Genomic DNA, 24,255 nt, shown 5'->3' on the forward strand with positions numbered 1-24,255 from the left:
TAGTCGCCAACCTTGGTTGGCGCACGTACAAGAAAGCGCCCACCAAGGTGGGCATCTACCAGGGCGGGAGCGAGCAAGCGCCCACCAAGGTGGGCGACTACCGTTCGAGGGGTTCAGCCCACCGCCGGCGCCGGCAGCGGATCCACGTGCCCGCACTGGCTGCAGGTGCGCAGCTCCAGGCTGGCGTGGTAGCGCGCAAACATCTTGGGCAGATCGGTCTCGATGTTCTGCAGCGGGAAGAACTCTTCGTGCAGCTTGTGGTTGCAGCGCTCGCAGTGCCAGATCACGCCGTCCATCTCGTGCGGCAGGCGCTTGCGCTCGACCACCAGGCCGATGCCACCGGGCGGGCGCCGCGGCGAGTGCGGAACCTTTGCCGGCAGCAGGAAGATCTCGCCGGCGCGGATCGGGATGTCGCGCACCGCGCCGTCTTCCTGCACCTTCAGCACCATCTCGCCTTCGAGCTGGTAGAACCACTCGGGGCCTTCGTCGTAGTGATAGTCGGTGCGCGAATTCGGCCCGCCGACCACCATCACGATGAAATCGCCGTTGTCGATCATCTTGTTGCCCACCGGCGGCTTCAGCAGGTGGCGGTTCTCTTCGATCCAGGCGTGCAGGTTGATCGGCGAAGCGAGCATGATGGTCATCCGTAAGGGATCAGTCGCGCTTGCCCTTGCGCGGGATGTAGGACAGGGCCTTTTCATATGCAGGCTGCAGCTCTTCCTGCGAACCGACGTCGATGCCCATCTCGCGCACGCGTCCGTCCTTCAGGCTGTAGACCCAGCCATGCACCATCAGCTTCTGGCCGCGGGCCCACGCATCCTGCACGATGGTCGAGCGGCACAGGTTGGCCACCTGCTCGATCACGTTCAGTTCGCACAGGCGCGCGTGCTTGAGCTCATCGGTCTCGATCGCATCGAGGATGCCGGTGTGCTTCTGCATCACGTCACCGACGTGGCGCAGCCAGTTGTCGGCCAGGCCGACGCGGGTGTTGTGCAGGCAGGCATGCACACCGCCGCAGCCGTAGTGGCCAACGATCAGGATGTGCTTCACCTTCAGCTGGTCCACCGCGTACTGCACCACGCTCAGGCAGTTCAGGTCGGTGTGCGCGACCACGTTGGCGACGTTGCGGTGCACGAACACTTCGCCCGGGGCCATGCCGATGATCTGGTTGGCCGGCACGCGCGAATCGGAGCAGCCGATCCACAGGTATTCCGGGTGCTGCTGCTTGGCCAGCTGGTGGAAGAACTCGGGGTCTTCCTTCTCGATCCGGTCGGCCCAGTCGCGGTTGTTCTGCAGCAGCTTGTGGATGTCTTTCATGTTCGGGTCCCTGGCGTCGGGTGGGGGCGCGCCGCAGCCGTCCGGCTGCGTCGTCGCGGGAATCTGCGGCGTTCAGTCGCTGCGGGCGGCCTGTTCGCGGTGCCAGCGCATCCACTGCGCCAACTCGGTGGAAGAGGGGGTGCCCAGCTGTTCCAGTTCGGCGATCACCGCACGCTGGTTGGCGTCGGGATGGTTCTGGCTCAGCTTGAGCTTCATCTGCACATGTTCGACCTGGAAACGGAAGCCGATGATGGCGCGCAGCTCCGGGCCATGTTCGGCACGCGTGGCATCGAACTGCCAGGCCTGGCCGACACTGGCTTCGAAGCGGTCGCTGATCGCGCCGACCAGCTCCGCCAGCGCGCCGGCATCGTCGAAGGTCTGCAGCTGGCCACGCAGCTCGGCAGCCGCATAGTTCCAGGTGGGTACCCGCGCGGCGGGCTCCTTGTCCGGATACCAGCTGGCCGAGACGTAACCGTGCGGTCCATCGACCAGCACCTTGGCCGCGCCGCTGTGGCGCGACTGCGGGTTGGCGCGGGCCCAGTGCCCGCGCAGTTCGATCTGGTCGCCGTCACGCCGGTACAGCACCGGCATCCGGGTCAGCTCCGGCAGGCCATCGCTGCCGGGGGTGAGCACGGCAACGAACGGGTCGCGCGCCAGCAGGCGGTCCAGCCAGAGCAGGTCGGTCTCGGCGAAGGCGCGCGGGGTGAACATGCAGGGGTCAGGCGCGCCCGCCGAGTGACTGGATCATGCGGCCACGCAGGCCCTCGTCGCTGTCGGCCTGCGGCGGCTGCACTTCGTGCAGACTGAAGCCGCGCACCAGTGCGTCCTCCTCGTCCAGGCCGTCGTACTCGACGAACTCGGCGTCGAACAACTGCGAACGGGCGGTGTCTTCGCTGTCGTAGCTCAGCGTGTTGCCATCGCTGTCGAGCACTTCGGCAGTGCCGGCCGGGCGAACGCGCAGGCGCGCCCAGATGAGGGTGTTGCCGAGGCTGGCCAGCCACCAGCTGTCGCGCGAGGCGGTGATGTCATTCATGAGCGTATTACCAGAGCGAGGCCAGCCAGAGCAGGGCGGCCATGCCCAGTCCGGCCAGCAGGGTCAGCAGCGATACCCAGGCCGGTGTCGCCAGCCCGGACAGCGAGCGGTCCGGTTGCTGCCGATAGTCGCGTCGCAGCAGCCAGGCCAGGGCATCGGGCTTGAGGAAGGCGCCGCTGCCGAAGCGCGCGGCGAGCGCCGGATGGCGGTCGCGCACGTGCACCAGGGTCAGCGGCCAGAAGATCACGAAGGCACTGAACCCGGCCACTGCAACGCCGACGAAACAGAGGGCGAAGAACAGGGTCATGGGGGCGGTACCTCCGTGGTCGTGTGGGGCTTAGAAGTCCGCGCTGCCCGGCGCGCGCGGGTAGGGGATCGCATCGCGGATGTTGGACAGCCCGCAGACGTACACCACCAGGCGTTCGAAGCCCAGGCCGAAGCCGGCGTGCGGCACCGAACCATAGCGGCGGAAATCGCGGTACCAGCTGTAGTGCTCGCGATCCAGGCCGAACTGGGCCATGCGCGCGTCCAGCACGTCCAGGCGCTCTTCGCGCTGGCTGCCGCCGATGATCTCGCCGATGCCCGGGGCCAGCACGTCCATCGCGGCAACGGTCCTGCCGTCGTCGTTCAGGCGCATGTAGAAGGCCTTGATGTGCTCCGGATAGTTGGTCACCACCACCGGGCGGCCGACGTGTTCCTCGGTCAGCCAGCGCTCGTGCTCGGTCTGCAGGTCCAGGCCCCATTCGACCGGGAAGTCGAACTTCCTGCCGGACTTCTGCAGCAGGCTGACCGCGTCGGTGTAGTCGATGCGCTCGAACGGTGCGTTGATGAAGTCTTCCAGCTTGGTGATCGCGTTCTTGTCCACGCGCTCGGCAATGAAGGCCAGGTCGTCGCTGCGTTCGTTCAGCACTGCGCGGAACAGGTACTTCAGGAACTCTTCGGCCAGGCGCGCGTCTTCGGCCAGGTCGGCGAAGGCGATTTCCGGCTCGATCATCCAGAACTCCGCCAGGTGGCGGGTGGTGTGGCTGTTCTCGGCGCGGAAGGTCGGGCCGAAGGTGTAGACCTTGCTCAGCGCCAGGCAGTAAGCCTCGACGTTCAGCTGGCCGGACACGGTCAGGAAGGTTTCCTTGCCGAAGAAGTCGCGGCTGAAATCGATCGCGCCCTTCTCGTCACGCGGCAGGTTCACCATGTCCAGGGTGGACACACGGAACATCTGCCCGGCGCCTTCGGCGTCGGAGGTGGTGATGATCGGGGTGCTGATCCAGTTGAAGCCGTTCTCGTGGAAGAAGCGGTGCACGGCCTGGGCCAGGCAGTTGCGGATGCGGGTGACCGCGCCGAACAGGTTGGTGCGCGGACGCAGGTGCGCCACTTCGCGCAGGAACTCCGGCGACATCGGCTTGGGCTGGATCGGGTAGGTGAGCGGGTCTTCGACCCAGCCGACCACGTCCAGCGTGCTGGCCTGGATCTCGAACGACTGGCCCTTGCCCTGCGACTTCACCAGCGTGCCGGTGGCGATGACCGAGCAGCCGCTGGTCAGGCGCTTGATCTCATCGAAGTTGGCCAGGCTGTCGCCGGCCACGACCTGGATCGGGGCGAAGCAGGAGCCGTCGCTCACATTCACGAAGGCCAGATTCGCTGAACCGCGCACCGTGCGCACCCATCCGCGTACCGTGACTTCGCCGCCTTCCGGGATCTTCCCGGCAAGCGCATGTTCAACGCTGACCACCGTCATGACTTGAATCCTCTGCTGATCGACTCGATCTGTGAACACGGGAGTTTACCGGTTGCAGCGTTCTGCTTGCGAGGCATTTTTCGTGGCAACGGCTCCTTATAATGTCCCCGTACCTCTGGAGTAGCCCCATGGCCGTCAGCCTGACCCCCATTGCCTTCGAGCGCGTGCAGCGCTTCGTCGCCCAGACCCCCGGCGCGCTGGGCCTGCGTTTCGGCGTGACCAAGACCGGCTGCTCCGGCTGGGGCCACGTGACCGACCTGGCCCGCGAAGAGCGCGAGGGCGACACGGTGTTCGAGCAGGAGGGCGTGAAGATCTACGTCGACGCCAAGAGCCTGGCGCTGGTGGACGGCACCGTGATCGACTTCGGCAAGCATGGCCTGAGCGAGACCTTCACGTTCAGCAACCCGAACGCCACCGCCGAGTGTGGCTGCGGCGAGAGCTTCACCACCGACGCCGACAAGGCCTGAGGGCCGGCCACCGGGCATGGCCCGGCGCTGACCAGGCGTGCTCTGGTGGGCGCCGACCTTGGTCGGCACGCTGGGCTCGGCAGGGACCCCACGGATGGAACGACCGCTTTTCACCTATCACCCCAACGCCTACGACCTCTCCTTCGAAGAGGTCGAGGGGATCTGCGACTGCTGCGGCCAGGCGCGCGCACTGCGCTATCGCGGACCGTTCTATACCCGCCTGCGCCCGGATTACCTGTGCCCCTGGTGTATCGCCAATGGCAGGGCTGCGGCCAGTTACGAGGGCGAGTTCACCGGCTGGAGCGATATCGAGGGGGTATCCCCGGATCCGGCTGATCCGCCGCCGACCATCGCCCGTGAGCTGCTGCTGGAGATCTGCGAGCGCACCCCGGGCTACTCCTCCTGGCAGCAATCGGTCTGGTTGAGCCATTGCGAACGGCCCTGCGCCTTCCTCGGCTACGCCGGCAGCGACGATCTGCTGCCGATCCTCGACCAGGTCCGGCCGGACGTGGCGGCGGTCAATCCGCGCGACGCCGACTGGGTGCTGGAGCATCTGAGCCGGGACGGGATGATGGTCGGCTGCCTGTTCCAATGCCTGGAATGCGGCCAGCATCGTCTTCACGTCGATCTGGAATGAGCACGTGCCGGACATGGGCCGGCGCTCCCGTTCAGGTTGCCCGGTTTGCGCCCGGTTGCCCGGTGGCGCCGCTTGCCGCATAATGCGCGGCTTCCTGCCTTCCCGGCGGGAATCCTTGCCCCACCGCGGTCTCAACGGCGGGGGGCTGTCCGGCCGCAAGGCCACATCCGAAAGGTAGAAAAAACATGAGTCGTCATTACGAAATCGTGTTCATGGTCCACCCGGACCAGAGCGAGCAGGTCCCGGCCATGATCGAGCGCTACAAGTCGCTGGTCGAGAACGGCAACGGCACCATCCACCGTCTGGAAGACTGGGGCCGCCGCCAGCTGGCGTACCCGATCCAGAACCTGGTGAAGGCCCACTACGTGCTGATGAACATCGAAGCCGACCAGGCCGTTCTGAACGAACTGACCGAAAGCTTCCGCTTCAACGATGCCGTGCTGCGCAACCTGGTCATCAAGCGTGACGAGGCTGACACCGAGCAGTCGCTGATCATGAAGAGCAAGGACGAGAAGGGTGACAAGCCGGAGCGCGGTGAGCGCCGTCGTCGTGACGACGAAGAAGGCGAGTCCACCACCACCGCTGACAACGAAGCCGGCGACGACGCCGCTTCCGCCGCCTAAGGAGCCTTCCCATGTCCAAGTTCTTCCGTCGCCGCAAGTTCTGCAAGTTCACGGCTGAAGGTGTGAAGGAGATCGACTACAAGGATCTCAACACCCTGCGCCAGTACCTGACCGAGAACGGCAAGATCGTGCCGAGCCGCGTCACCGGTACCAAGTCGAAGTACCAGCGCCAGCTGGCGACCGCCGTCAAGCGCGCTCGCTTCCTGGCCCTGATCCCGTACACCGACAACCACGACGTCTGATGCCCGGCGGGGCGGCCCGGTGCCGCCCCCGCTGTGCCAGCTATTCGGACAGCCTTTGTTGCGGGGCATCGCCTCGCTAACGAATAACTCATCTGGAGCAATACCATGCAGCTGATCCTCCTGCAGAAAGTCACCAACCTCGGCAACCTGGGCGACCTGGTCGACGTGAAGCCGGGCTACGGCCGTAACTTCCTCGTGCCGCAGGGCAAGGCCGTTCCGGCCACCGAGAGCAACAAGGCCGAGTTCGAAGCCAAGCGCGCCGAATACGAAGCCAAGGCCCAGGCCATCCACGCCGACGCTGACGCCCGCAAGGCCAAGCTGGACGGCGCGAGCGTGACCATCCCGGCCAACGCTTCGACCGAAGGCAAGCTGTACGGCTCGGTCGGCGCCCGCGAAATCGCCGATGCCTTCACCGCTGCCGGCCTGCCGGTCAGCAAGAGCGAAGTCATCCTGGGCGAAGGCGCCTTCCGCAACATCGGCGAGTACGACGTGCTGATCCACCTGCACGCCGACGTCGAGACCACCGTCAAGGTCGTCGTCGTCGCCGAAGCCTGATCCCACGCCGCAAGGCCTGGCATCACCGCAGAACGGGCGCCCGCAAGGGTGCCCGTTTTGTTTTATGGCTCCGTTTCGTGGCGTGCGGCCACGTCCGGCCGACGGGGTGGGGCCGGACAATGTTCCACGCCCATTCGTAGAACACGGCCACATCGGTATACTCAGGGCGTCACACCCGTTCCACGGGCATCGATCCCAGCAGGATCAATGACTTGGAGGGTAAACGCAGGCCGCTTGCCGGCCCCAGTCCGGAACCCCTATGCGTCTTTCCACGATCAAGCTGTCCGGCTTCAAGTCGTTCGTCGATCCGACCACCCTGCACCTGCCGACCAACATGACCGGCGTGGTGGGCCCCAATGGCTGCGGCAAGTCGAACATCATCGATGCCGTGCGCTGGGTCATGGGCGAGAGTTCGGCCAGCCGCCTGCGTGGCGACTCGCTGACCGACGTGATCTTCTCTGGGTCCAATGCCCGCAAGCCGGTCTCGCAGGCTACCGTCGAGCTGATCTTCGACAACTCCGACCACACGATCTCCGGCGAATACGCCTCGTTCAACGAAATCTCGGTCAAGCGCACGGTCAGCCGCGACGGCACCAGCAACTATTACCTGAACGGCACCAAGTGCCGCCGTCGCGACATCACCGACCTGTTCCTCGGCACCGGCCTGGGCCCGCGCAGCTACTCGATCATCGAGCAGGGCATGATCAGCCAGATCATCGAGGCGCGCCCGGAAGACCTGCGCGTGTACCTGGAAGAGGCAGCCGGCATCTCCAAGTACAAGGAGCGCCGCAAGGAGACCGAGACCCGCATCCGCCACACCCGCGAGAACCTGGACCGGCTGGGCGACCTGCGCGACGAGATCAGCAAGCAGCTCGAACACCTCAAGCGCCAGGCCAGGCAGGCCGAGCAGTACCAGGCCCTGCAGGAAGAGCGCCGGGTCAAGGATGCCGAGTGGAAGGCGCTGGAATTCCGTGGTCTCGACGGACGCCTGTCGAAGCTGCGCGAAGGCCTGTCGCAGGAAGAGACCAAGCTGCAGCAGCTGATCGCCGACCAGCGTGATGCCGAGGCCCGCATCGAGACCTCGCGCGCGCGGCGCGAAGAGGCCGCCGACGCGCTCAACACCGCGCAGGCCGCGGTCTACCAGGTCGGCAGCACGCTGGCGCGCCTGGAACAGCAGATCCAGCACCAGCGCGAGCTGTCGCAGCGCCTGCACAAGGCGCGCGATGAAACCCAGCAGGCCCTGGCCGAACTGGGCCAGCACATCAGCGGCGACGAGGCCAAACTGAGGGTGCTGCGCGAGGCAGTGGAGGCCGCCACCCCGCAGCTGGAGGCGCTGCAGGAAGAGAACGAGATCAAGCAGGAAAGCCTGCGCGAGGCCGAAGACCGGCTGGCCAGTTGGCAGCAGCGCTGGGAGCAGCACACCTCGCAGAGTTCGGAGGCGTCGCGCGCCGGTGATGTCGAGCGCACGCGCGTGGACTACCTGGACAAGCAGATCCTCGACGCCGACCGGCGTCGCGAGGCCCTGGCCGCCGAGCGCGCCGGGCTGGACGTGGACGCGCTGGAAGAAGCCTTCGAGCAGCTGCACCTGCAGCACGACACGCAGAAGGCCGCGCTGGATGAACTGAGCGAAGACGTCGAGCTGCGCAAGCAGGGCGTGGCGGCCGTGCAGGAACAGCAGCGCAATGGCCAGAACGAACTGGCCGAACTGCGCAAGCAGGCCAACGGCCTGCGCGGTCGCCTGGCCTCGCTGGAAACCCTGCAGCAGGCCGCGCTGGGCCAGGAGCAGGGCGCGGCCGTCGCGTGGCTGAAGGCGCGCGGGCTGGATTCGGCGGCACGTGTCGGCGAACGCCTGGACGTCGATGCCGGTTGGGAAAACGCGGTGGAAAGTGCGCTCGGCCAGCTGATCGAAGGCGTGCTGGTCGATGACCCGGGCAGCCTGGTCAACGCCCTCGGCGAACTCGGCGACGGCCACATTGCGCTGGTCGCCAGCGCGGATGCCGAGGTCAAGGCTGCACCGACGTCGCTGGCCGCACGCGTGCGTGGCCCGGCGGCGATCCGTCGCCTGCTGGCGCACCTGCATGGTGCCAAGGACCTGTCCGAGGCGAAGGCCCTGCAGGCCAGCCTTCCGGAAGGCGATTCGATCATCACCCAGAGCGGCGAGCGCCTGGGCCAGGGCTGGCTGCGCGTGTCGCGCTCCGGTGCAGCCCAGCAGGGCGCGCTGCTGCGCGAACGCGAGATCAACGAGCTGCGCGAGCAGATCGAGCAGCTGCAGGACCGCGAGGCCGAGCTGGAAGAACAGCTGGCCGGTTTCCGTGAGCAGCTGCAGGCGGCTGAACAGCAGCGCGAGGACGCGCAGCGCGCGCTGTACCAGGCCCACCGCGCGGTGTCCGAGCTGGCCGGCCAGCTGCAGGGCCAGCAGGGCAAGGTAGAGGCTGCACGCACGCGCATCGACCGCATCGAAGGCGAGTTGAAGCAACTGCAGGAAACGATTGAAGCCAACAACGCGCAGGCGCGCGAAGCGCGCTCGCGGTTGGAGAACGCGGTCAGCAGCATGGGTGATCTGGAGTCGACCCGGCAGCGGCTGGAGGGCGAGCGCCGCCAGCTGACCGAGGCGCGCGACCTGGCCCGCGATGCTGCCCGTGCAGTGCGCGAGCGCTCGCATTCGCTGGCCCTGACCCTGGAATCGCAGCGTGCGCAGCTGGCCTCGTTGAGCCAGGCGCTGGAGCGCATGGGCACCCAGCGTGGGCAGTTGGATTCGCGGCTGGGCGAGCTGCACTCGCAGCTGGACGAAGGTGATTCGCCGGTCGAAGCGCTGCAGGCCGAACACCAGAATGCACTGGAAGAGCGCGTGCGGGCTGATCGCGTGCTGACCGAAGCGCGGACGCTGCTGGACGGCATCGACGCCGAGCTGCGCAATTACGAGCAGACCCGTCACCAGCGTGACGAACAGGCGCTGGCCCAGCGCGAGCGTATTTCGCAGCGCAAGCTGGACCAGCAGGCACTGGTGCTCAGCGCGGACACCCTGCAGGCGGCGGTGGAAAAGGCCGGCTTCGTGCTGCAGGACGTGCTCAACGCACTCCCCGAGGATGCGCGCCTGGGCGACTGGGAGCAGGCCGTGCATCAGATCGACGCACGCATGCGCCGGCTGGAGCCGGTCAACCTGGCCGCCATCCACGAGTACGGCGAGGCTTCGCAGCGCTCGGATTACCTGGATTCGCAGCACACCGACCTGACTACGGCGCTGGAAACCCTCGAGGATGCCATCCGCAAGATCGACCGCGAGACCCGCGGCCGTTTCAAGGACACCTTCGACCGCGTCAATGCTGGCGTGCAGGCGCTGTACCCGCGCCTGTTCGGTGGCGGCCAAGCCTACCTGGAGCTGACCGGTGAAGACCTGCTCGACACCGGTGTGACCATCATGGCGCGCCCGCCGGGCAAGCGCGTGTCCAGCATCTCGCTGCTGTCCGGCGGCGAGAAGGCGATGACGGCAGTGGCGCTGGTGTTCGCCATCTTCCAGCTGAACCCCGCGCCGTTCTGCCTGCTGGACGAGGTGGACGCGCCGCTGGACGAAGCCAACGTCGGCCGGCTGGCCAACATGGTCAAGGAAATGAGCGAGAAGGTGCAGTTCCTGTTCGTCAGCCACAACAAGGCGACGATGGAGGCCGCGCACCAGCTCTCGGGCGTGACCATGCGTGAACCGGGCGTCAGCCGCCTGGTCAGCGTGGACCTGGAAGAAGCCGCGCGATTGGCGGGCGCGGCCTGACGTGCCATCCTAGTTACCTGAATGAACTAGCCGGAGAACCTATCGAATGTCCGACACGGCACTGTTGCGCATCGGCATCCTGGCCGCCGGCCTGCTGTTGATCGCCGCGATCTTCCTGTTTGGCCGTCCGAAGAAGAAGCCCCAGGGACGGCGCGTGGAAAGCGCGGAACCGGCCAGCGGCGAGCGCCGCGAACCGGTATTGGGCGAGGACGGCGTTGTCGTAGCCGATGGCCGCGTCGAACCGGGCATGGGCACGGAAGGCGAACAGGCCGAACTCGGCCTGGGCGATACCGACCCGGGCGCCAGCGATCTCGGCAAGCGCGCCACCCAGGATTTCGACAAGATCGTTTCGCTGTTCGTGGCCGCCCGTGCCGGTGAGCAGCTGCGCGGCGAAGACATCGTGGTAGCGGCGGAGAAGACCGGCCTGGTGTTCGGCCACATGAACGTGTTCCACCGTCTGGTGGAAGGCCATCCCGAGCGCGGGCCGATCTTCTCGATGGCCAGCATCATGAAGCCAGGCAGCTTCGACATGGCCAACATCCGTGCCATGGAAACCCCGGCCATCGCCTTCTTCCTGACCCTGCCGGCGCCGCTGACCGCGCTGGATGCCTGGGAGAAGATGCTGCCGACGGTGCAGCGCATGGCCGAACTGCTGGATGGCGTGGTGCTGGATGACAGCCGCAACGCCCTGGGTCGCCAGCGCATCGCGCACATCCGTGACGAACTGCGCGCCTACGACCGCCAGCACCAGGCGCCGCCGCTGACCAAGACCCCGCGCTGGTGAGCGCCATGGCGTGCCGACCAACGGTCGGCACCCACCCTGACCAACGGTCGGCACCCACAACAGTAGATCCACGCCCTGCGTGGATGGGGTCTACGCCGGTACGCCGGCCACCTTGGCAAACGCGCGGCGGAACGCGGCCATCTCGTCCTCGCTGCCGACGGTCACGCGCACGTGCTGCGGCCAGATCGGCCAGCTGCGCCCGATCACCACACCGTTGTCGGCCATCGCCTTGGCGAACGTGCTGCCGTCGCGTTGCACGTCGACCACGAAGCAGTTCGCTTCCGACGGCAGGCAGCTGAAACCACGCTTGCCCAGCCATGCGATGGTGGCCTGGCGCACCTTGGCGTTCTGCAGGCGACGCTGCGGAATCAGCTGCGGATCCTGCAGGCTGGCCAGCGCCGCCGCCAGCGCGGGCACCGGTAGCGGGTTGTCGCCGGGGCTGGCCAGCTCGCGCAGACGCTCGGGATGTGCGGCCGCCAGGCCCAGGCGCAGGCCGGCCATGCCGTACAGCTTGGAGAATGTACGCAGCACGATCAGATCGTCGCGCTGTGCCACCTGCGCGATCAGGCTGGGCTGCTCGCTGTATTGCAGGTAGGCCTCGTCGACCAGCACGCGGGTGGAAGCAGGCTTGTGGGCCAGCAGCCAGGCGAGCTCATCCGGTGGGCTGATCGAACCGGTCGGGTTGTTCGGATTGCACACGTACAGCAGCCCGGTCGGGCGCGCATGCGCGGCTGCGACCATCGCACGCAGGTCGTGTGCGCCGTCATTGCGCAGCGGCACCTTCTGCACGTGTGCACCATGTGCGGCAGCGACCTCGCCCAGGGTCTCGAAGGTGGGGTCGGCCACCACCAGTCCCGCCTGCGGGCCGGTCCACAACGTGGCGGCGCGGTTCAACGGTTCGCTCGAGCCCGGATAGAGGCGCACATGGTCGGCCGGGATACGGGCCTGCTCGATGAAGGCATCGCGCACCTGTGCCGCCAGGGCGAAGCGGTAGCGGCCGCAGCTGGCGATGCTGTCGCGCGCCGCCTGCTGGGCAGCGGGGGAGGGGCCGTAGGGGCATTCGTTGAAGTTCAGTAGTACCGCGCCTTCGGCAGGGGCCGCACCGACGGTGGCCGCGGATTGGGCCTGGCCACGCAGCGGCAGGCCGCTGCCGGCGACGGCAAGGCTGGCACCGGCCAGCTGCAGGAAGCGTCTACGGGAGTCAGGCAGGGTCATGGGCAGGATTCCGATGGGGCCGTCGCACGCTAGCGCCGGCGTGAGCGGGCGGCAAGGTGCTTTTTGTGGTGTCGAGCCATGCAGATGTGCCAACCAAGGTTGGCACCTACCGGAATGAGAGAGAAGGTTGGCACCGGAGCGGGGAGCGCCCGTCGAGCACGCTCGACGCTGCAAGGGCGGGGCGTTACAGGGCTTGACGGCCGGGCGCGGTAGAATCCCCGGCCATCCCAGAACCACCAGATCCCGATGAGCCCCAGCCCCGCCGAACGCGCCGAAGATCTCCGCCGGCAGATCGCCCAGGCCAACCGCGCCTACCACGAGCTGGACGCGCCGGAGATCCCCGACGTCGACTACGACCGGATGGTGCGCGAGCTGGAAGCGTTGGAGCGCGAGCACCCGGAACTGGCCCGTGCCGACAGCCCGACCCAACAGGTTGGTGCACGCCCGTCCGGCCGCTTCCCCGAAGTGCGCCATGCGGTGCCGATGCTGTCGCTGTCCAATGCCTTCAGCGATGAGGAAGTGGCCGACTTCGTGCGCCGCATCGATGAGCGCCTGGGCCGCCGCAGCCTGCAGTTCTCGGCCGAACCGAAGATGGATGGCCTGGCGATCAGCCTGCGCTACGAGGACGGTCATTTCGTACTCGGCGCAACCCGCGGTGATGGCAGTACCGGCGAGGACGTGACCGCCAACCTGCGTGAAATCGGCGATGTTCCCAAGCGCCTGCACGGCAAGGACTGGCCGGATGTGCTGGAGGTGCGTGGCGAGGTGTACATGGCCCGCGCCGATTTCGAGGCCTACAACGAACGTGCGCGCCAGCAGGGCGGCAAGGTGCTGGCCAACCCGCGCAACGCGGCAGCGGGTTCACTGCGCCAGCTCGATCCGAAGATCAGTGCGCAGCGCCGGCTGAGTTTCTTCGCCTACGGCACCGGTGAAGTGCAGGGCGGCGAGCTGCCGGACACCCATTCGGGCACGCTGGCCCAGCTCGGCGCCTGGGGCTTCCCGGTCAGCGGGTTGTGCAAGGTGGTGCAAGGCGCCGACGGCCTGCTCGGCTACTACCGTGACATCGGCGAGCGTCGCGATGGCCTGCCGTTCGACATCGATGGTGTGGTCTACAAGCTGGATGACCGCGCCGGCCAGCAGGCCATGGGTTTTGTCTCGCGTGCACCGCGCTGGGCCATCGCGCACAAGTTCCCGGCGCAGGAACAGAGCACCACGGTGGAGGCGATCGAGATCCAGATCGGCCGCACCGGTGCCGCCACGCCGGTCGCGCGGCTGGCACCGGTGGCTGTGGCCGGCGTGATCGTGTCCAATGCCACGTTGCACAATGCCGATCAGATCGCGCGTCTCGATGTGCGTGTCGGTGACAGCGTGATCGTGCGACGTGCTGGCGACGTGATTCCGGAAGTGGTCAGCGTCATCCTCGACCGCCGTCCACAGGGCACCTCGCCCTGGCAGATGCCGACGCGCTGCCCGGTGTGCGGCTCGGAAATCGTGCGCGAGGAAGGTGCAGCCGCGTGGCGCTGTTCGGGCGAACTGTCCTGCCCTGCGCAGCGCAAGGAGGCCATTGCCCATTTCGCTTCGCGTCGTGCGATGGATATCGACGGCCTCGGCGACAAGTACATCGAAACCCTGGTCGACGCCGGCATCGTCAGGAGCGTGGCCGATCTGTACCGGCTCAACCGCGACCAGCTGTTGCATCTGAAGCTGGTGCTGGATGCCGAGGACCCTTCCGCACTGGCCGCCGCGCTGAAGCTGCACCTGCCGGCAGAAGGCAGCGGCGCGGTGCTCAATGCGGTGCTCAAGCTGGATGGCAACGATCCGGCGTGGCGCGCGCAGGCGCTGGCACAGCCGGCCAGCTTCGAATGGAACACGAAGAAGATCGCCACCAAATGGGCCGACAACCTGATCGCGGCAATCGACGCCAGTCGCGCAGCCACGCTGGAGCGCCTGCTGTTCGCGCTTGGCATCGAGCACGTCGGCGAGAGCACGGCCAAGGCGCTGGCGCAGTGGTTCGGTGACCTGGAACTGATCCGCCACCTGCCATGGCCGTTGTTCAAGCGCGTGCCGGACATCGGTGGCGAAGTGGCGCGTTCTCTCGGCCATTTCTTCGAGCAGCAGGGCAACCAGCAGGCCATCGACGACCTGCTGCAGGTCGGGCAGGTGCGCATCAGTGATGTGCACGCGCCCAGTGCCAAGCTGCGCGAAGGCCTGGATCTGGCGCAACTGCTGGTCGAATCGGAAATCCCCGGCATCACCCGCCTGCGTGCGGAGAAGCTGGTGGCTGCCTTGCCGGGTGCCCAGGCGGTGCTGGATGCCGAGCATGGCCAGTTCGTCAACGCCGGCCTGCCGGACGACACTGCGCGCGGTCTGGCCGACTGGCTCGATGCCGATGGCCATGGCGCGATGCTGCTGGCAGCCGAGAAGGCGATGCAGCAGATCCTGGCCAAGGCGCCGGCGCTGGCCGAGATCGTTGCCGGCCCGCTGGATGGGCAGACCGTGGTGCTGACCGGCACCCTGGCCCAGCTCACCCGCGATGCCGCCAAGGAACGCCTGGAAGCGCTGGGTGCCAAGGTTTCCGGCAGCGTGTCGAAGAAGACCAGCTTCGTGGTCGCCGGCACCGAGGCCGGCTCCAAGCTGGACAAGGCGCAATCGCTGGGCGTGCCGGTGTGGGACGAAGACCGCCTGCTGGCCTACCTCGCCGAACACGAATGATGACCCGCCGGGTGCCTGGCGCCCGGCATGAAAGACAAAGGAACACCGATGCAGACCGCCCCGCTGGATTTCCGCCTGGCCACCCGTGCCGACGAAGAACTGTTGATCGCGTTGATGCGCGAGTTCTACGCCGAAGACAGGATCGACTTCGATGACGCGCGCGTGCGTCGCGGCGTGGACGCGCTGCTGGCCGATCCGCGCAATGGCGAAGTGCTGCTGTGGCTGGACGAGGCGGGCGAGGTGGTCGGCTACGCGGTGATCGCGATGGGCTTCAGCCTGGAGCAGGGCGGCCACTTCATGCTGCTGGACGAGCTGTACCTGAGTCATCGCGCGCGCGGTCGTGGTCGCGGCAAGCAGGCGCTGGCCATCTGTGAACAGCGCGCTCGCGGGCGTGGTGTCAGCCGCCTGCGCCTGGAGGTGAACCACCACAACGAACTGGCCCGCCGCCTGTACCTGGCCAGCGGCTACATCGACGACACCCGCGATCTGCTGACCCTGCCGCTCGACCATCCGCGCCCGGAGGGTATCCTGTGAGCGAGGCCCTGCTGCGCGCGCTGCAGCAGCGCGCCACGCTCAACGCGCTGGTGCGCCGCTTCTTCGCCGAGCGCGATGTGCTGGAGGTGGAAACGCCGATCCTGTCGGTGGCAGGCAACACCGAGCCGAACATCGACAGCTTCCATACCGATTTCACCGGCCATGTCGATGCCGGTGGCCGTCGTCGCTGGCTGCGCACTTCGCCGGAATATCCGCTCAAGCGCCTGCTGGCGGCCGGTGTGGGCGACTGCTACGAACTGGGCCGGGTGTTCCGCAACGGCGAGGCCGGCGGCCGCCACAACCCGGAATTCACCATGCTGGAGTGGTATCGGGTCGGCTGGGACCACCACCGGTTGATGGAGGAAACCGCCGAGTTGGTCGGCCAGGCGCTGGCCCTGGTCGGACGCCGTGCAACGCTGCGTGTGTTGAGTTACCGCGAGCTGTTCCAGCAGCACGTGGGCCTGGATCCGTTCGAGGCCGATGAAGCCGCGCTGCGTGTTGCGCTTGGCGACGTGCACATCGACCCGGTCGGGTTGACCCGTGATGACTGGCTGGACCTGTTGATGACCCACCACATCCAGCCGCAGTTCGATGACGCGGTGATGACCGTGGTGCATGACTGGCCGGCCAGCCAGGCCGCGCTGGCCCGCATCCGTCCGGGCACGCCGCCGCTGGCCGAGCGTTTCGAGCTGTACCTGGGTGCAGTGGAGCTGGCCAACGGCTATCACGAACTGAACGACGCCCACGAGCAGCGCGCCCGGTTCCAGCGGGACCAGCAGCGCCGCCACGAACGTGGACAGGTGCAGCCGGCCGTGGACGAGGCACTGTTGTCGGCGTTGCCGTCGATGCCTGCCTGTGCCGGCGTGGCGGTGGGTGTCGATCGCCTGTTGATGGCGATGAACCGCACGCCACGCATCGCCGATGTGCTGGCCTACGACTTCGCCCACGCGTGATCCCCGCGTGTTGCTGAACATCGCAGGCTGAACGAAACGCGGGTTCGGTGCGCTTGCGTCGGTAAGCACGATGATGCTCTTATCACGGCCAATGCCGGACACTGGCATCCAGTTCATCCATTCCTGCTGGGGAAGGCTTTGGTCAAGTGGTTCGCGGTTGTCGCTGCACCGGTGTACTCCATTGCGCTCTGGGGTGCCTGGCTGCCGTCGCCGGCGTCGGCCCAGCAGGTGGGCTACGACGATGAAGTGGTGACCTGCGAATCACGCGACATGGGTTGGGTGCACTGCGATATCGAGGTTGCCAACGGCGTCGACCTGGTGCGCCAGCTGTCCAGCAACAGCTGCATCCGCGGCAGCGAGTGGGGTACTGACCGCAGTGGTGTGTGGGTCACCCTGGGCTGCCGTGCCGAGTTCCGCGCCAGGCGCGCAGCGGGCGCGGCGCCGCCGGCTGACAGCTCGGGCAAGCGCCTGGTGCGCCGTGTGGTGCGCTGCGAGTCCAATGGCCGTCCGCAGAGTTGCCCGGTACGACTCGATGGCGCGCCGGTGCGCCTGCTGCGCCAGTTGTCGGTGTTGCCGTGCCGCGAAGGGCAGGGCTGGGGCTACAAGCGCAATGAAGTCTGGACCAGCCGTGGCTGCCAGGGTGACTTCGAGGTGGCCGATGACGATGGCCGCTTCGTCGACATGCCGCGCCGCCTGACCTGCGAATCGAAGTCGAAGAAGCGGCGCTTCTGCGGTGCCAGCATCTCGGTTGGCGCCGTGGTCTCCGAGCAGCTGTCCAGCACGCCCTGCGAGGAAGGCAGTACCTGGGGCTGGAGCCGCAACGGGATCTGGGTGGACGGCGGCTGCCGCGCCGAATTCTCGGTGAATTGAGCCCGGGCAGGCTCCAACCCTGCGGGGCGTGGCCCTACAATGGGCCCATGAACACTGCCTCTGACATCGACTACGCCCGTTACGACCACATCCGCCCGATCCTGTGGACCGGCGATGCCCTGCAACTGCTGGACCAGCGCAAGCTGCCGTTCGTGGTCGAGCACGTGGTCTGCCATGACAGCGACGAGGTTGCCAGCGCGATCCACGCATTGACCGTGCGTGGCGCGCCGGCGATCGGCATTGCCGCTGCCTGGGGTGTCGTGCTGGCTGCACGCGAGGTGCAGGCCGCCGATGGTGCGCACGCCCTGCAGCAGCTGGAACCGGCCCTGCAGCGCCTCAATGCATCGCGCCCGACTGCGGTCAACCTGGCCTGGGCGCTGGCGCGCATGCGCCGTTGCCTGAACGCCGCCGGCGCCGACTGGAAGGCGTTGCTGGAATCGGAAGCGCAGGCCATCGCCGAGGAAGACCTGGCCGCCAACCGCCACATGGGTGCACTGGGCGCGGGCCTGATCGAGGCTGGCAGCGGCGTGCTGACCCACTGCAATACCGGCTCGCTGGCCACTGCGGGGTTCGGTACCGCACTGGGCGTGATCCGCGCCGGCATGGCCCAGCACCGCATCGCCCGCGTGTTCGCCGGCGAGACCCGGCCGTGGCTGCAGGGGGCACGCCTGACCGTGTGGGAACTGCAGCAGGACGGCATCGATGCCACCCTGATCGCCGATTCGGCTGCCTCGCACCTGATGAAGACCGGCGCCGTGCAATGGGTGATCGTGGGCGCGGACCGCATCTGCGCCAATGGCGATACCGCCAACAAGATCGGCACCTACCAGCTGGCCATCGCCGCCCGCCACCACGGGGTCAAGTTCATGGTGGTCGCTCCGTCCTCGACCGTGGACATGGAGACCGTGGACGGCAGCCAGATCGAGATCGAGCAGCGCGACCCGGGTGAGCTGTACGGCGTGGGGGGTACCCGTACCGTCGCCGAGGGCATTGCTGCCTGGAACCCGGTGTTCGACGTCACCCCGGGCGAGCTGATCGACGCCATCGTGACCGAGCGCGGGGTCATCCTGAACCCGACCGCCGGGAACATGCGCACCGCCTTCGGCGGCTGAGGCGCGGGGGAGGGGCCGCGTGACCTCCGCCCCGGTAGTGCCGGCCGCTGGCCGGCAACCCCTAAGTTCCTGATTTGTGCCGGTAAAATCCCCGTAAAGGGAGGCGGAAAACGGCCTGTTGTGGTAGTATCCACAGGTTGAATCGAGGTTCCGGCGCGACCCCCTCCCGCAGAGGGCTGCGCCGGACTGGACCGCTACCAGACAACGGAACCCGAATGGCAGAAACCGCCAAGGAAATCATCCAGGTCAACCTGGAAGACGAGATGCGCAAGAGCTACCTCGATTACGCCATGAGCGTGATCGTGGGCCGCGCGCTGCCGGATGCGCGCGACGGCCTCAAGCCGGTGCATCGCCGCGTGCTGTACGCGATGAACGAACTCAACGCGCACAGCAACAAGCCCTACTTCAAGTCGGCGCGTATCGTCGGTGACGTCATCGGTAAGTACCACCCGCATGGCGATCAGTCGGTGTACGACACGCTGGTGCGCTTGGCACAGCCGTTCTCGCTGCGCTACATGCTGGTCGACGGCCAGGGTAACTTCGGTTCGATCGACGGCGACTCCGCTGCAGCAATGCGATACACCGAGGCGCGCATGTCGCGCCTGGCGCATGAGCTGATGGCGGACATCGACAAGGAAACCGTCGATTTCCAGCCCAACTACGATGAGAAGGAACTGGAGCCGACGGTCATGCCGACCCGGTTCCCGAACCTGCTGGTCAATGGTTCGGCTGGCATCGCGGTGGGCATGGCGACCAATATTCCGCCGCACAACCTGAGCGAATCGATCAACGCCTGCATCGCGCTGATCGACAACCCGGACATCGATGTCGACGGCCTGATGGAATACATCCCGGGCCCGGATTTCCCGACTGCCGGCATCATCAACGGCACTGCCGGCATCGTCGCCGGCTACCGCACCGGCCGTGGCCGCGTGCGCATCCGTGCCAAGGCCGATATCGAAGTGGCCGACAACGGCCGCGAATCGATCATCGTCACTGAAATTCCTTACCAGGTGAACAAGGCGCGTCTGATCGAGAAGATCGCCGAGCTGGTCAAGGAAAAGAAGATCGAAGGCATCAGCGAGCTGCGCGATGAGTCCGACAAGGACGGCATGCGCATCTACATCGAGATCAAGCGCGGTGAATCTGCCGAGGTTGTGCTGAACAACCTGTACCAGCAGACGCAGATGGAATCGGTGTTCGGCATCAACATGGTGGCGCTGGTCGATGGCCGCCCGCAGTTGATGAACCTCAAGCAGATGCTGGAGGCGTTCGTCCGCCACCGTCGCGAAGTGGTCACCCGCCGCACCGTGTTCGAGCTGCGCAAGGCGCGCGCCCGTGCCCACGTGCTGGAAGGCCTGACCGTTGCGTTGGCCAACATCGACGAGATGATCGAACTGATCAAGACCTCGCCGAACCCGAACGAAGCCCGCGAGCGCATGCTGGCCCGCGTGTGGGAGCCGGGCCTGGTCGGTGCGATGCTGGGTGCGGCCGGTGCCGAGGCCTCCCGTCCGGAAGACCTGCCCAAGGGCGTGGGCCTGATCGAGGGCGGCTACCAGCTGACCGAGATCCAGGCCACGCAGATCCTGGAGATGCGGCTGCACCGCCTGACCGGGCTGGAGCAGGACCGCCTGACCGACGAGTACAAGCAGCTGCTGGAAGTGATCGCCGGGCTGATCCACATCCTGGAAGATCCCGACCGCCTGCTGCAGGTGATCCGCGAGGAGCTGGTCAACGTCAAGGCCGAATTCGGCGACGAACGTCGTACCGAAATCCGCCACAGCGAAGAGGACCTGGACATCCTCGACCTGATCGCGCCGGAAGACGTGGTGGTTACCGTGTCGCATGCCGGTTACGTGAAGCGGCAGCCGGTGAGCGTGTACCGCGCACAGCGCCGTGGTGGCCGTGGCCGCAGCGCGGCGGCGACCAAGGAAGAGGATTTCATCGAACAGCTGTGGCTGGTCAACACGCACGACACGCTGCTGACCTTCACCAGTTCGGGCAAGGTGTTCTGGCTGCCGGTCTACCAGCTGCCCGAAGCCGGTTCCAACGCCCGCGGCCGTCCGATCATCAACTGGATCCCGCTGGAGCCGGGCGAACGCGTGCAGGCCGTGCTGCCGGTGCGCGAGTACGCCGATGGCCAGTTCGTGTTCTTCGCCACCAAGAACGGTACGGTCAAGAAGACCCCGCTGAGCGAGTTCGCCTTCCGCCTCGCCCGCGGCAAGATCGCGATCAACCTGGACGAGGGCGATGCGCTGGTCGGTGTCGGCCTGACCGATGGCGAGCGTGACATCCTGCTGTTCGCCTCCAACGGCAAGACCGTGCGCTTCGGTGAGGACAAGGTCCGCTCGATGGGCCGTACCGCCACCGGCGTGCGCGGCATCAAGATGCCGCCGGGCGAGGAAGTGGTCAGCCTGATCGTGGCCGAGAGTGCCGGTGGCATTGAGGACGAGAACGAGGACGACAACGGTGCCGAGGAAGCCGTCGCCACGGGCGATGCGGTGATCGACGGCGCCGATGACGCCAGCGTTCAGTACATCCTTACCGCCACCGAGAACGGCTACGGCAAGCGCACCCCGCTGCCGGACTACCCGCGCAAGGGCCGTGGTACGCAGGGCGTGATCGGCATCCAGACCACCGAGCGCAACGGCAAGCTGGTCGCCGCAGTGCTGATGGGCTCCAGCGACGAAGTCCTGCTGATCTCCGATGGTGGCACCCTGGTGCGTACGCGTGGCTCGGAAATCAGCCGCGTCGGCCGCAACACCCAGGGCGTGACCCTGATCCGCCTGTCCAAGGACGAGAAGCTGCAGGCGGTGGAGCGCATGGATGCCTCGATCGACGAGGACGAGGATGAGGTGGCAGTGCCTGCCTCTGCCCCGGCCGCGACCACGACCGATGGCGCCCCGGCGGCTTCCAGCAGCGAGGACGCCGCACAGGAGTGATCCTGCCGCAAGGTTGAGTTACGCGACGACGCCGGCCCTGTGCCGGCGTCGTCGTATCCGGATGCCGCACATACGCGCGCGCTTCACGTCGGCGGTGGGATAACGGCGCATGCTGCCCCCGGAGATCGACGATGTCCGCCACGCCGCCGTCCGCTCCTGCTCCCGTCCGCGCCTCCCGGCATCCTCTCGTTACCGTGCTGTCGCTGCTGCTGGTCCTGCTCGGCCTGGTCATCGGCGGGCTCGGCGCATGGCTGCTCAGCCTGGGCGGCTCGGCGTACTACGCCATCGCCGGGGCCGGCCTGCTGGCCAGTGGCCTCCTGTTGTTCGGCAATCGCCGCAGCGGCGCGCTGCTGTATGCGCTGGTGTTCGCCGGTACGCTGTTGTGGACCTGGTGGGAGTCGGGCAGCGACTACTGGCGCTGGGTACCGCGGCTCGGCCTGGTGACCGCGCTTGGCATCGTGCTGGCGCTGCTGGCGCCCACCCTCCACCAACCGGTTTCCAGGCGCCTGTCGCGCAGCGTGGCCGGCGTGCTGATGCTGGTGTTCGTCGCTGCCTTCGGATTGGCGTTCGCGCCGCACGGCGAAGTGGACGGGCACCAGCCGTTCCCGGAAGGCGCGGCCAGCGTCGGGCTGGAACCGACCCGCGACACCACCGGCCTGCAGCCGGCCGACCAGCCTGCCGAAGGGGACTGGCCGGCGTGGGGGCGCAGCAATGCCGCCACCCGCTATTCGCCGCTGCAGCAGATCACCCCGGCCAACGTGGCCACGCTGCAGCTGGCCTGGCAGTTCCGCACCGGCGATATGCCGAACAAGCGCTGGGGTGCGGAAACCACGCCACTGAAGATCGGCGACCGTCTGTACCTGTGCACCGCCCGCAACCGCCTGATCGCACTGGATGCGGCCAGCGGCAAGGAAGTGTGGCGGTTCGATCCGAAGGTAAAGGACGCTTCGATTCCATACACCGCCGCCTGCCGAGGCGTGAGTTATTACGAGCAGCCGGCCACGCCGATCCTCGCCGATGCCGCATTGGCCGATGCCGCTGCTGATCTGGCGTTGCCGGAACCGCCGCCCACTGCCAACCGCAGCGCTGCACCGGGCAGTCGTCCGGCATGCTGGGCGCGCATCATCGAGGGCACGCTGGACGGGCGCATCATCGCGGTGGATGCCGACAGTGGCCGCCCCTGCGCGAATTTCGGCAACAACGGCCAGGTCGACATCACCCTGGGCATGGGCGAGGTGCCACCGGGCTATGTGTCGATCACCTCGCCACCGGCCATCGTGCGCGGGGTGATCGTCACCGGCCACCAGGTGCTGGATGGTCAGCGCCGCGACGCGCCATCGGGGGTGATCCAGGCCTACGATGCGATCACCGGCAAGCTGCGCTGGGCGTGGGACATGGACCAGCCCGAACGCAGCGGCCTGCCGCCGCATGAGCAGACCTACACGCGCGGCACGCCGAACATGTGGACCACCGCGACCGGTGATGAGGCGCTGGGGCTGGTCTATCTGCCGCTGGGCAATTCCGCTGGCGATTACTGGAGTGGCTCACGCACGGAAAACCAGAACCGCTATGCGACGTCGCTGGTGGCGATCGATGTGGCCACCGGCAAGCCGGCCTGGCATTTCCAGGCGGTGCGCAAGGATGTGTGGGACTACGACCTGGGTTCGCAGGCCAGCCTGATCGATTACCCGACGGCGGCTGGCAAGGTGCCGGCGCTCCTGCTGCCGACCAAGCAGGGTGATCTCTACATCCTTGACCGCCGCAACGGCCAGCTGCTGACCGCCGCCGAAGAGCGCAGGGTGCCGGTCGGCGGTGTCGAACCGGAACAACGCTCACCCACGCAGCTGTTCTCGCTGTATCACACGCTGCGCCGGCAGCATGACCTGACCGAGCGCGACATGTGGGGCATCACCCCGGTCGACCAGCTGATCTGCCGCATCCAGTTCCGCAAGGCGTACTACGAAGGCTTCTACACCCCGCCGAGCAGTGATCGCCATTCCATCGAATATCCCGGCTACAACGGCGGTTCGGATTGGGGAAGTGTGTCCATCGATACGCGCCGCGGCGTGATCGTGGCCAACTACAACGACATGCCCAACTACAACCGGCTGGTGCCACGCGCCGAGGCCGACAGGCTGGGCTGGCTGCCACGCGAGAAGGTCCGGTTCGACAAGGGCGGCGCCGAAGGCGCGGGCGACCCACAGGTGGGCACGCCCTACGCCATCCAGGTAAACGCCGGTTGGCGCCTGCCGTTCACTGGTCTGCTGTGCAAGCAGCCACCCTATGGCGGCATCCGGGCCATCGACCTGCGCACCGGCAAGCTGCTGTGGGACCGTCCGTTCGGCAGTGCGCGCGGCAACGGACCATTCGGCATCCGTTCGGGCCTGCCCATCGAGATCGGCACGCCGAACAATGGCGGTTCGGTAGTCACCGCCAGCGGCCTGATCTTCATCGCCGCCGCCACTGATGACCTGCTGCGCGCCATCGACCTGAAGACCGGCAAGGAGCTGTGGCATGCCAAGCTGCCCGCGGGTGGCCAGGCCAATCCGATGGTGTACGCGCAGGGCGGGCGCCAGTACGTGGTGATCATGGCTGGCGGCCACCATTTCATGGAAACCCCGAACGGCGATTACGTGATGGCCTACGCGCTGCCGAAATAGCGCTGCCGGCCTGAATGCGACCTGCGGGCTGTGACCGCTGTCGCTGAAGTTGCGCTGGCGACCGGGCAGCATCCATCATCGGAACAGGACGGGGCCGGCCAACG

At 67.0% G+C, this 24,255-nt stretch carries 21 protein-coding genes; 14 read left to right on the plus strand and 7 right to left on the minus strand.

Annotation, left to right across the window (positions count from 1 at the left end; translation table 11 throughout):
• Positions 1-113: 113 nt before the first annotated feature.
• The 6 genes from VG556_RS09155 to asnS all read right to left on the minus strand — a co-directional run bounded on the left by VG556_RS09155 (position 114) and on the right by asnS (position 4,082).
• Positions 114-635: a 3-hydroxyanthranilate 3,4-dioxygenase gene (locus VG556_RS09155; RefSeq protein ID WP_100450521.1), complete on the minus strand. Its 522-nt coding sequence runs from the start codon at positions 633-635 to the stop codon at positions 114-116.
• A gap of 19 nt (positions 636-654) precedes the next feature.
• Positions 655-1,317, minus strand: coding sequence for a carbonate dehydratase (can, locus tag VG556_RS09160; protein WP_010480460.1), 663 nt, complete (start codon positions 1,315-1,317; stop codon positions 655-657).
• 72 nt (positions 1,318-1,389) lie between these two features.
• The gene (locus VG556_RS09165) at positions 1,390-2,028 is read right to left on the minus strand and encodes an FMN-binding negative transcriptional regulator (protein ID WP_100450311.1); all 639 of its coding nucleotides are present in this window, start codon (positions 2,026-2,028) and stop codon (positions 1,390-1,392) included.
• Positions 2,029-2,035: 7 nt separating this feature from the next.
• A complete protein-coding gene (locus VG556_RS09170) occupies positions 2,036-2,350 on the minus strand; it encodes a hypothetical protein (protein WP_006453002.1) in 315 nt (104 codons plus the stop codon).
• Positions 2,351-2,357: 7 nt separating this feature from the next.
• On the minus strand, positions 2,358-2,657 hold the full coding sequence (locus tag VG556_RS09175; protein WP_005410232.1) for a hypothetical protein: 300 nt from the start codon (positions 2,655-2,657) through the stop codon (positions 2,358-2,360).
• A 30-nt stretch (positions 2,658-2,687) separates the two neighbouring features.
• Positions 2,688-4,082 (minus strand): asparagine--tRNA ligase, encoded by a 1,395-nt coding sequence (gene asnS / locus VG556_RS09180; RefSeq protein WP_014647663.1) that lies wholly within the window; start codon positions 4,080-4,082, stop codon positions 2,688-2,690.
• Positions 4,083-4,210: 128 nt separating this feature from the next.
• Here asnS and VG556_RS09185 point away from each other — a divergent pair, with 128 nt between their 5' ends.
• From VG556_RS09185 to zipA, 7 genes are all read left to right on the plus strand, one after another.
• The gene (locus VG556_RS09185) at positions 4,211-4,549 is read left to right on the plus strand and encodes a HesB/IscA family protein (protein ID WP_046431542.1); all 339 of its coding nucleotides are present in this window, start codon (positions 4,211-4,213) and stop codon (positions 4,547-4,549) included.
• A 94-nt stretch (positions 4,550-4,643) separates the two neighbouring features.
• Positions 4,644-5,186, plus strand: a complete 543-nt coding sequence (locus VG556_RS09190) for a CbrC family protein (protein WP_049408585.1) — start codon at positions 4,644-4,646, stop codon at positions 5,184-5,186.
• 185 nt (positions 5,187-5,371) lie between these two features.
• Entirely contained in the window at positions 5,372-5,809 is a 438-nt protein-coding gene (rpsF, locus tag VG556_RS09195; RefSeq protein ID WP_006452997.1) for a 30S ribosomal protein S6, read from the plus strand.
• 11 nt (positions 5,810-5,820) lie between these two features.
• The gene (rpsR, locus tag VG556_RS09200) at positions 5,821-6,051 is read left to right on the plus strand and encodes a 30S ribosomal protein S18 (protein ID WP_002804494.1); all 231 of its coding nucleotides are present in this window, start codon (positions 5,821-5,823) and stop codon (positions 6,049-6,051) included.
• Between the two features lie 105 nt (positions 6,052-6,156).
• Positions 6,157-6,606, plus strand: coding sequence for a 50S ribosomal protein L9 (rplI, locus tag VG556_RS09205; protein WP_014647660.1), 450 nt, complete (start codon positions 6,157-6,159; stop codon positions 6,604-6,606).
• Between the two features lie 259 nt (positions 6,607-6,865).
• Positions 6,866-10,369, plus strand: a complete 3,504-nt coding sequence (gene smc, locus VG556_RS09210) for a chromosome segregation protein SMC (protein WP_423179985.1) — start codon at positions 6,866-6,868, stop codon at positions 10,367-10,369.
• A gap of 46 nt (positions 10,370-10,415) precedes the next feature.
• The gene (gene zipA / locus VG556_RS09215) at positions 10,416-11,153 is read left to right on the plus strand and encodes a cell division protein ZipA (RefSeq protein ID WP_014647658.1); all 738 of its coding nucleotides are present in this window, start codon (positions 10,416-10,418) and stop codon (positions 11,151-11,153) included.
• 90 nt (positions 11,154-11,243) lie between these two features.
• Here the strand turns inward: zipA and VG556_RS09220 are convergent, their stop codons facing one another.
• Positions 11,244-12,368, minus strand: coding sequence for a pyridoxal phosphate-dependent aminotransferase (locus VG556_RS09220; RefSeq protein WP_049420860.1), 1,125 nt, complete (start codon positions 12,366-12,368; stop codon positions 11,244-11,246).
• A 240-nt stretch (positions 12,369-12,608) separates the two neighbouring features.
• Here VG556_RS09220 and ligA point away from each other — a divergent pair, with 240 nt between their 5' ends.
• The 7 genes from ligA to VG556_RS09255 all read left to right on the plus strand — a co-directional run bounded on the left by ligA (position 12,609) and on the right by VG556_RS09255 (position 24,151).
• The gene (gene ligA / locus VG556_RS09225; RefSeq protein ID WP_172412079.1) at positions 12,609-15,080 is read left to right on the plus strand and encodes an NAD-dependent DNA ligase LigA; all 2,472 of its coding nucleotides are present in this window, start codon (positions 12,609-12,611) and stop codon (positions 15,078-15,080) included.
• Positions 15,081-15,128: 48 nt separating this feature from the next.
• Positions 15,129-15,614 (plus strand): GNAT family N-acetyltransferase, encoded by a 486-nt coding sequence (locus VG556_RS09230; RefSeq protein WP_010480482.1) that lies wholly within the window; start codon positions 15,129-15,131, stop codon positions 15,612-15,614.
• Positions 15,611-16,567, plus strand: a complete 957-nt coding sequence (gene epmA / locus VG556_RS09235) for an EF-P lysine aminoacylase EpmA (RefSeq protein ID WP_014647654.1) — start codon at positions 15,611-15,613, stop codon at positions 16,565-16,567. The genes VG556_RS09230 and epmA overlap by 4 nt, the downstream gene beginning before the upstream one ends.
• Positions 16,568-16,705: 138 nt before the next feature.
• Positions 16,706-17,437 carry a DUF3011 domain-containing protein gene (locus tag VG556_RS09240; RefSeq protein WP_014647653.1) on the plus strand — a complete coding sequence of 244 codons (732 nt, stop codon included), beginning with the start codon at positions 16,706-16,708 and terminating at the stop codon, positions 17,435-17,437.
• 47 nt (positions 17,438-17,484) lie between these two features.
• A complete protein-coding gene (gene mtnA / locus VG556_RS09245; RefSeq protein WP_014647652.1) occupies positions 17,485-18,549 on the plus strand; it encodes an S-methyl-5-thioribose-1-phosphate isomerase in 1,065 nt (354 codons plus the stop codon).
• Between the two features lie 215 nt (positions 18,550-18,764).
• Complete coding sequence (gyrA, locus tag VG556_RS09250) at positions 18,765-21,491, plus strand: DNA gyrase subunit A (RefSeq protein WP_100450310.1); 2,727 nt, start codon at positions 18,765-18,767, stop codon at positions 21,489-21,491.
• Positions 21,492-21,622: 131 nt separating this feature from the next.
• Complete coding sequence (locus VG556_RS09255) at positions 21,623-24,151, plus strand: membrane-bound PQQ-dependent dehydrogenase, glucose/quinate/shikimate family (RefSeq protein ID WP_100450309.1); 2,529 nt, start codon at positions 21,623-21,625, stop codon at positions 24,149-24,151.
• The last annotated feature ends 104 nt before the right edge of the window (positions 24,152-24,255 follow it).

Origin of the sequence: Stenotrophomonas sp. CASM106 (genome assembly GCF_049384825.1) — a bacterium.
In the GTDB taxonomy this organism is placed as follows: Bacteria; Pseudomonadota; Gammaproteobacteria; order Xanthomonadales; family Xanthomonadaceae; genus Stenotrophomonas; species Stenotrophomonas muris.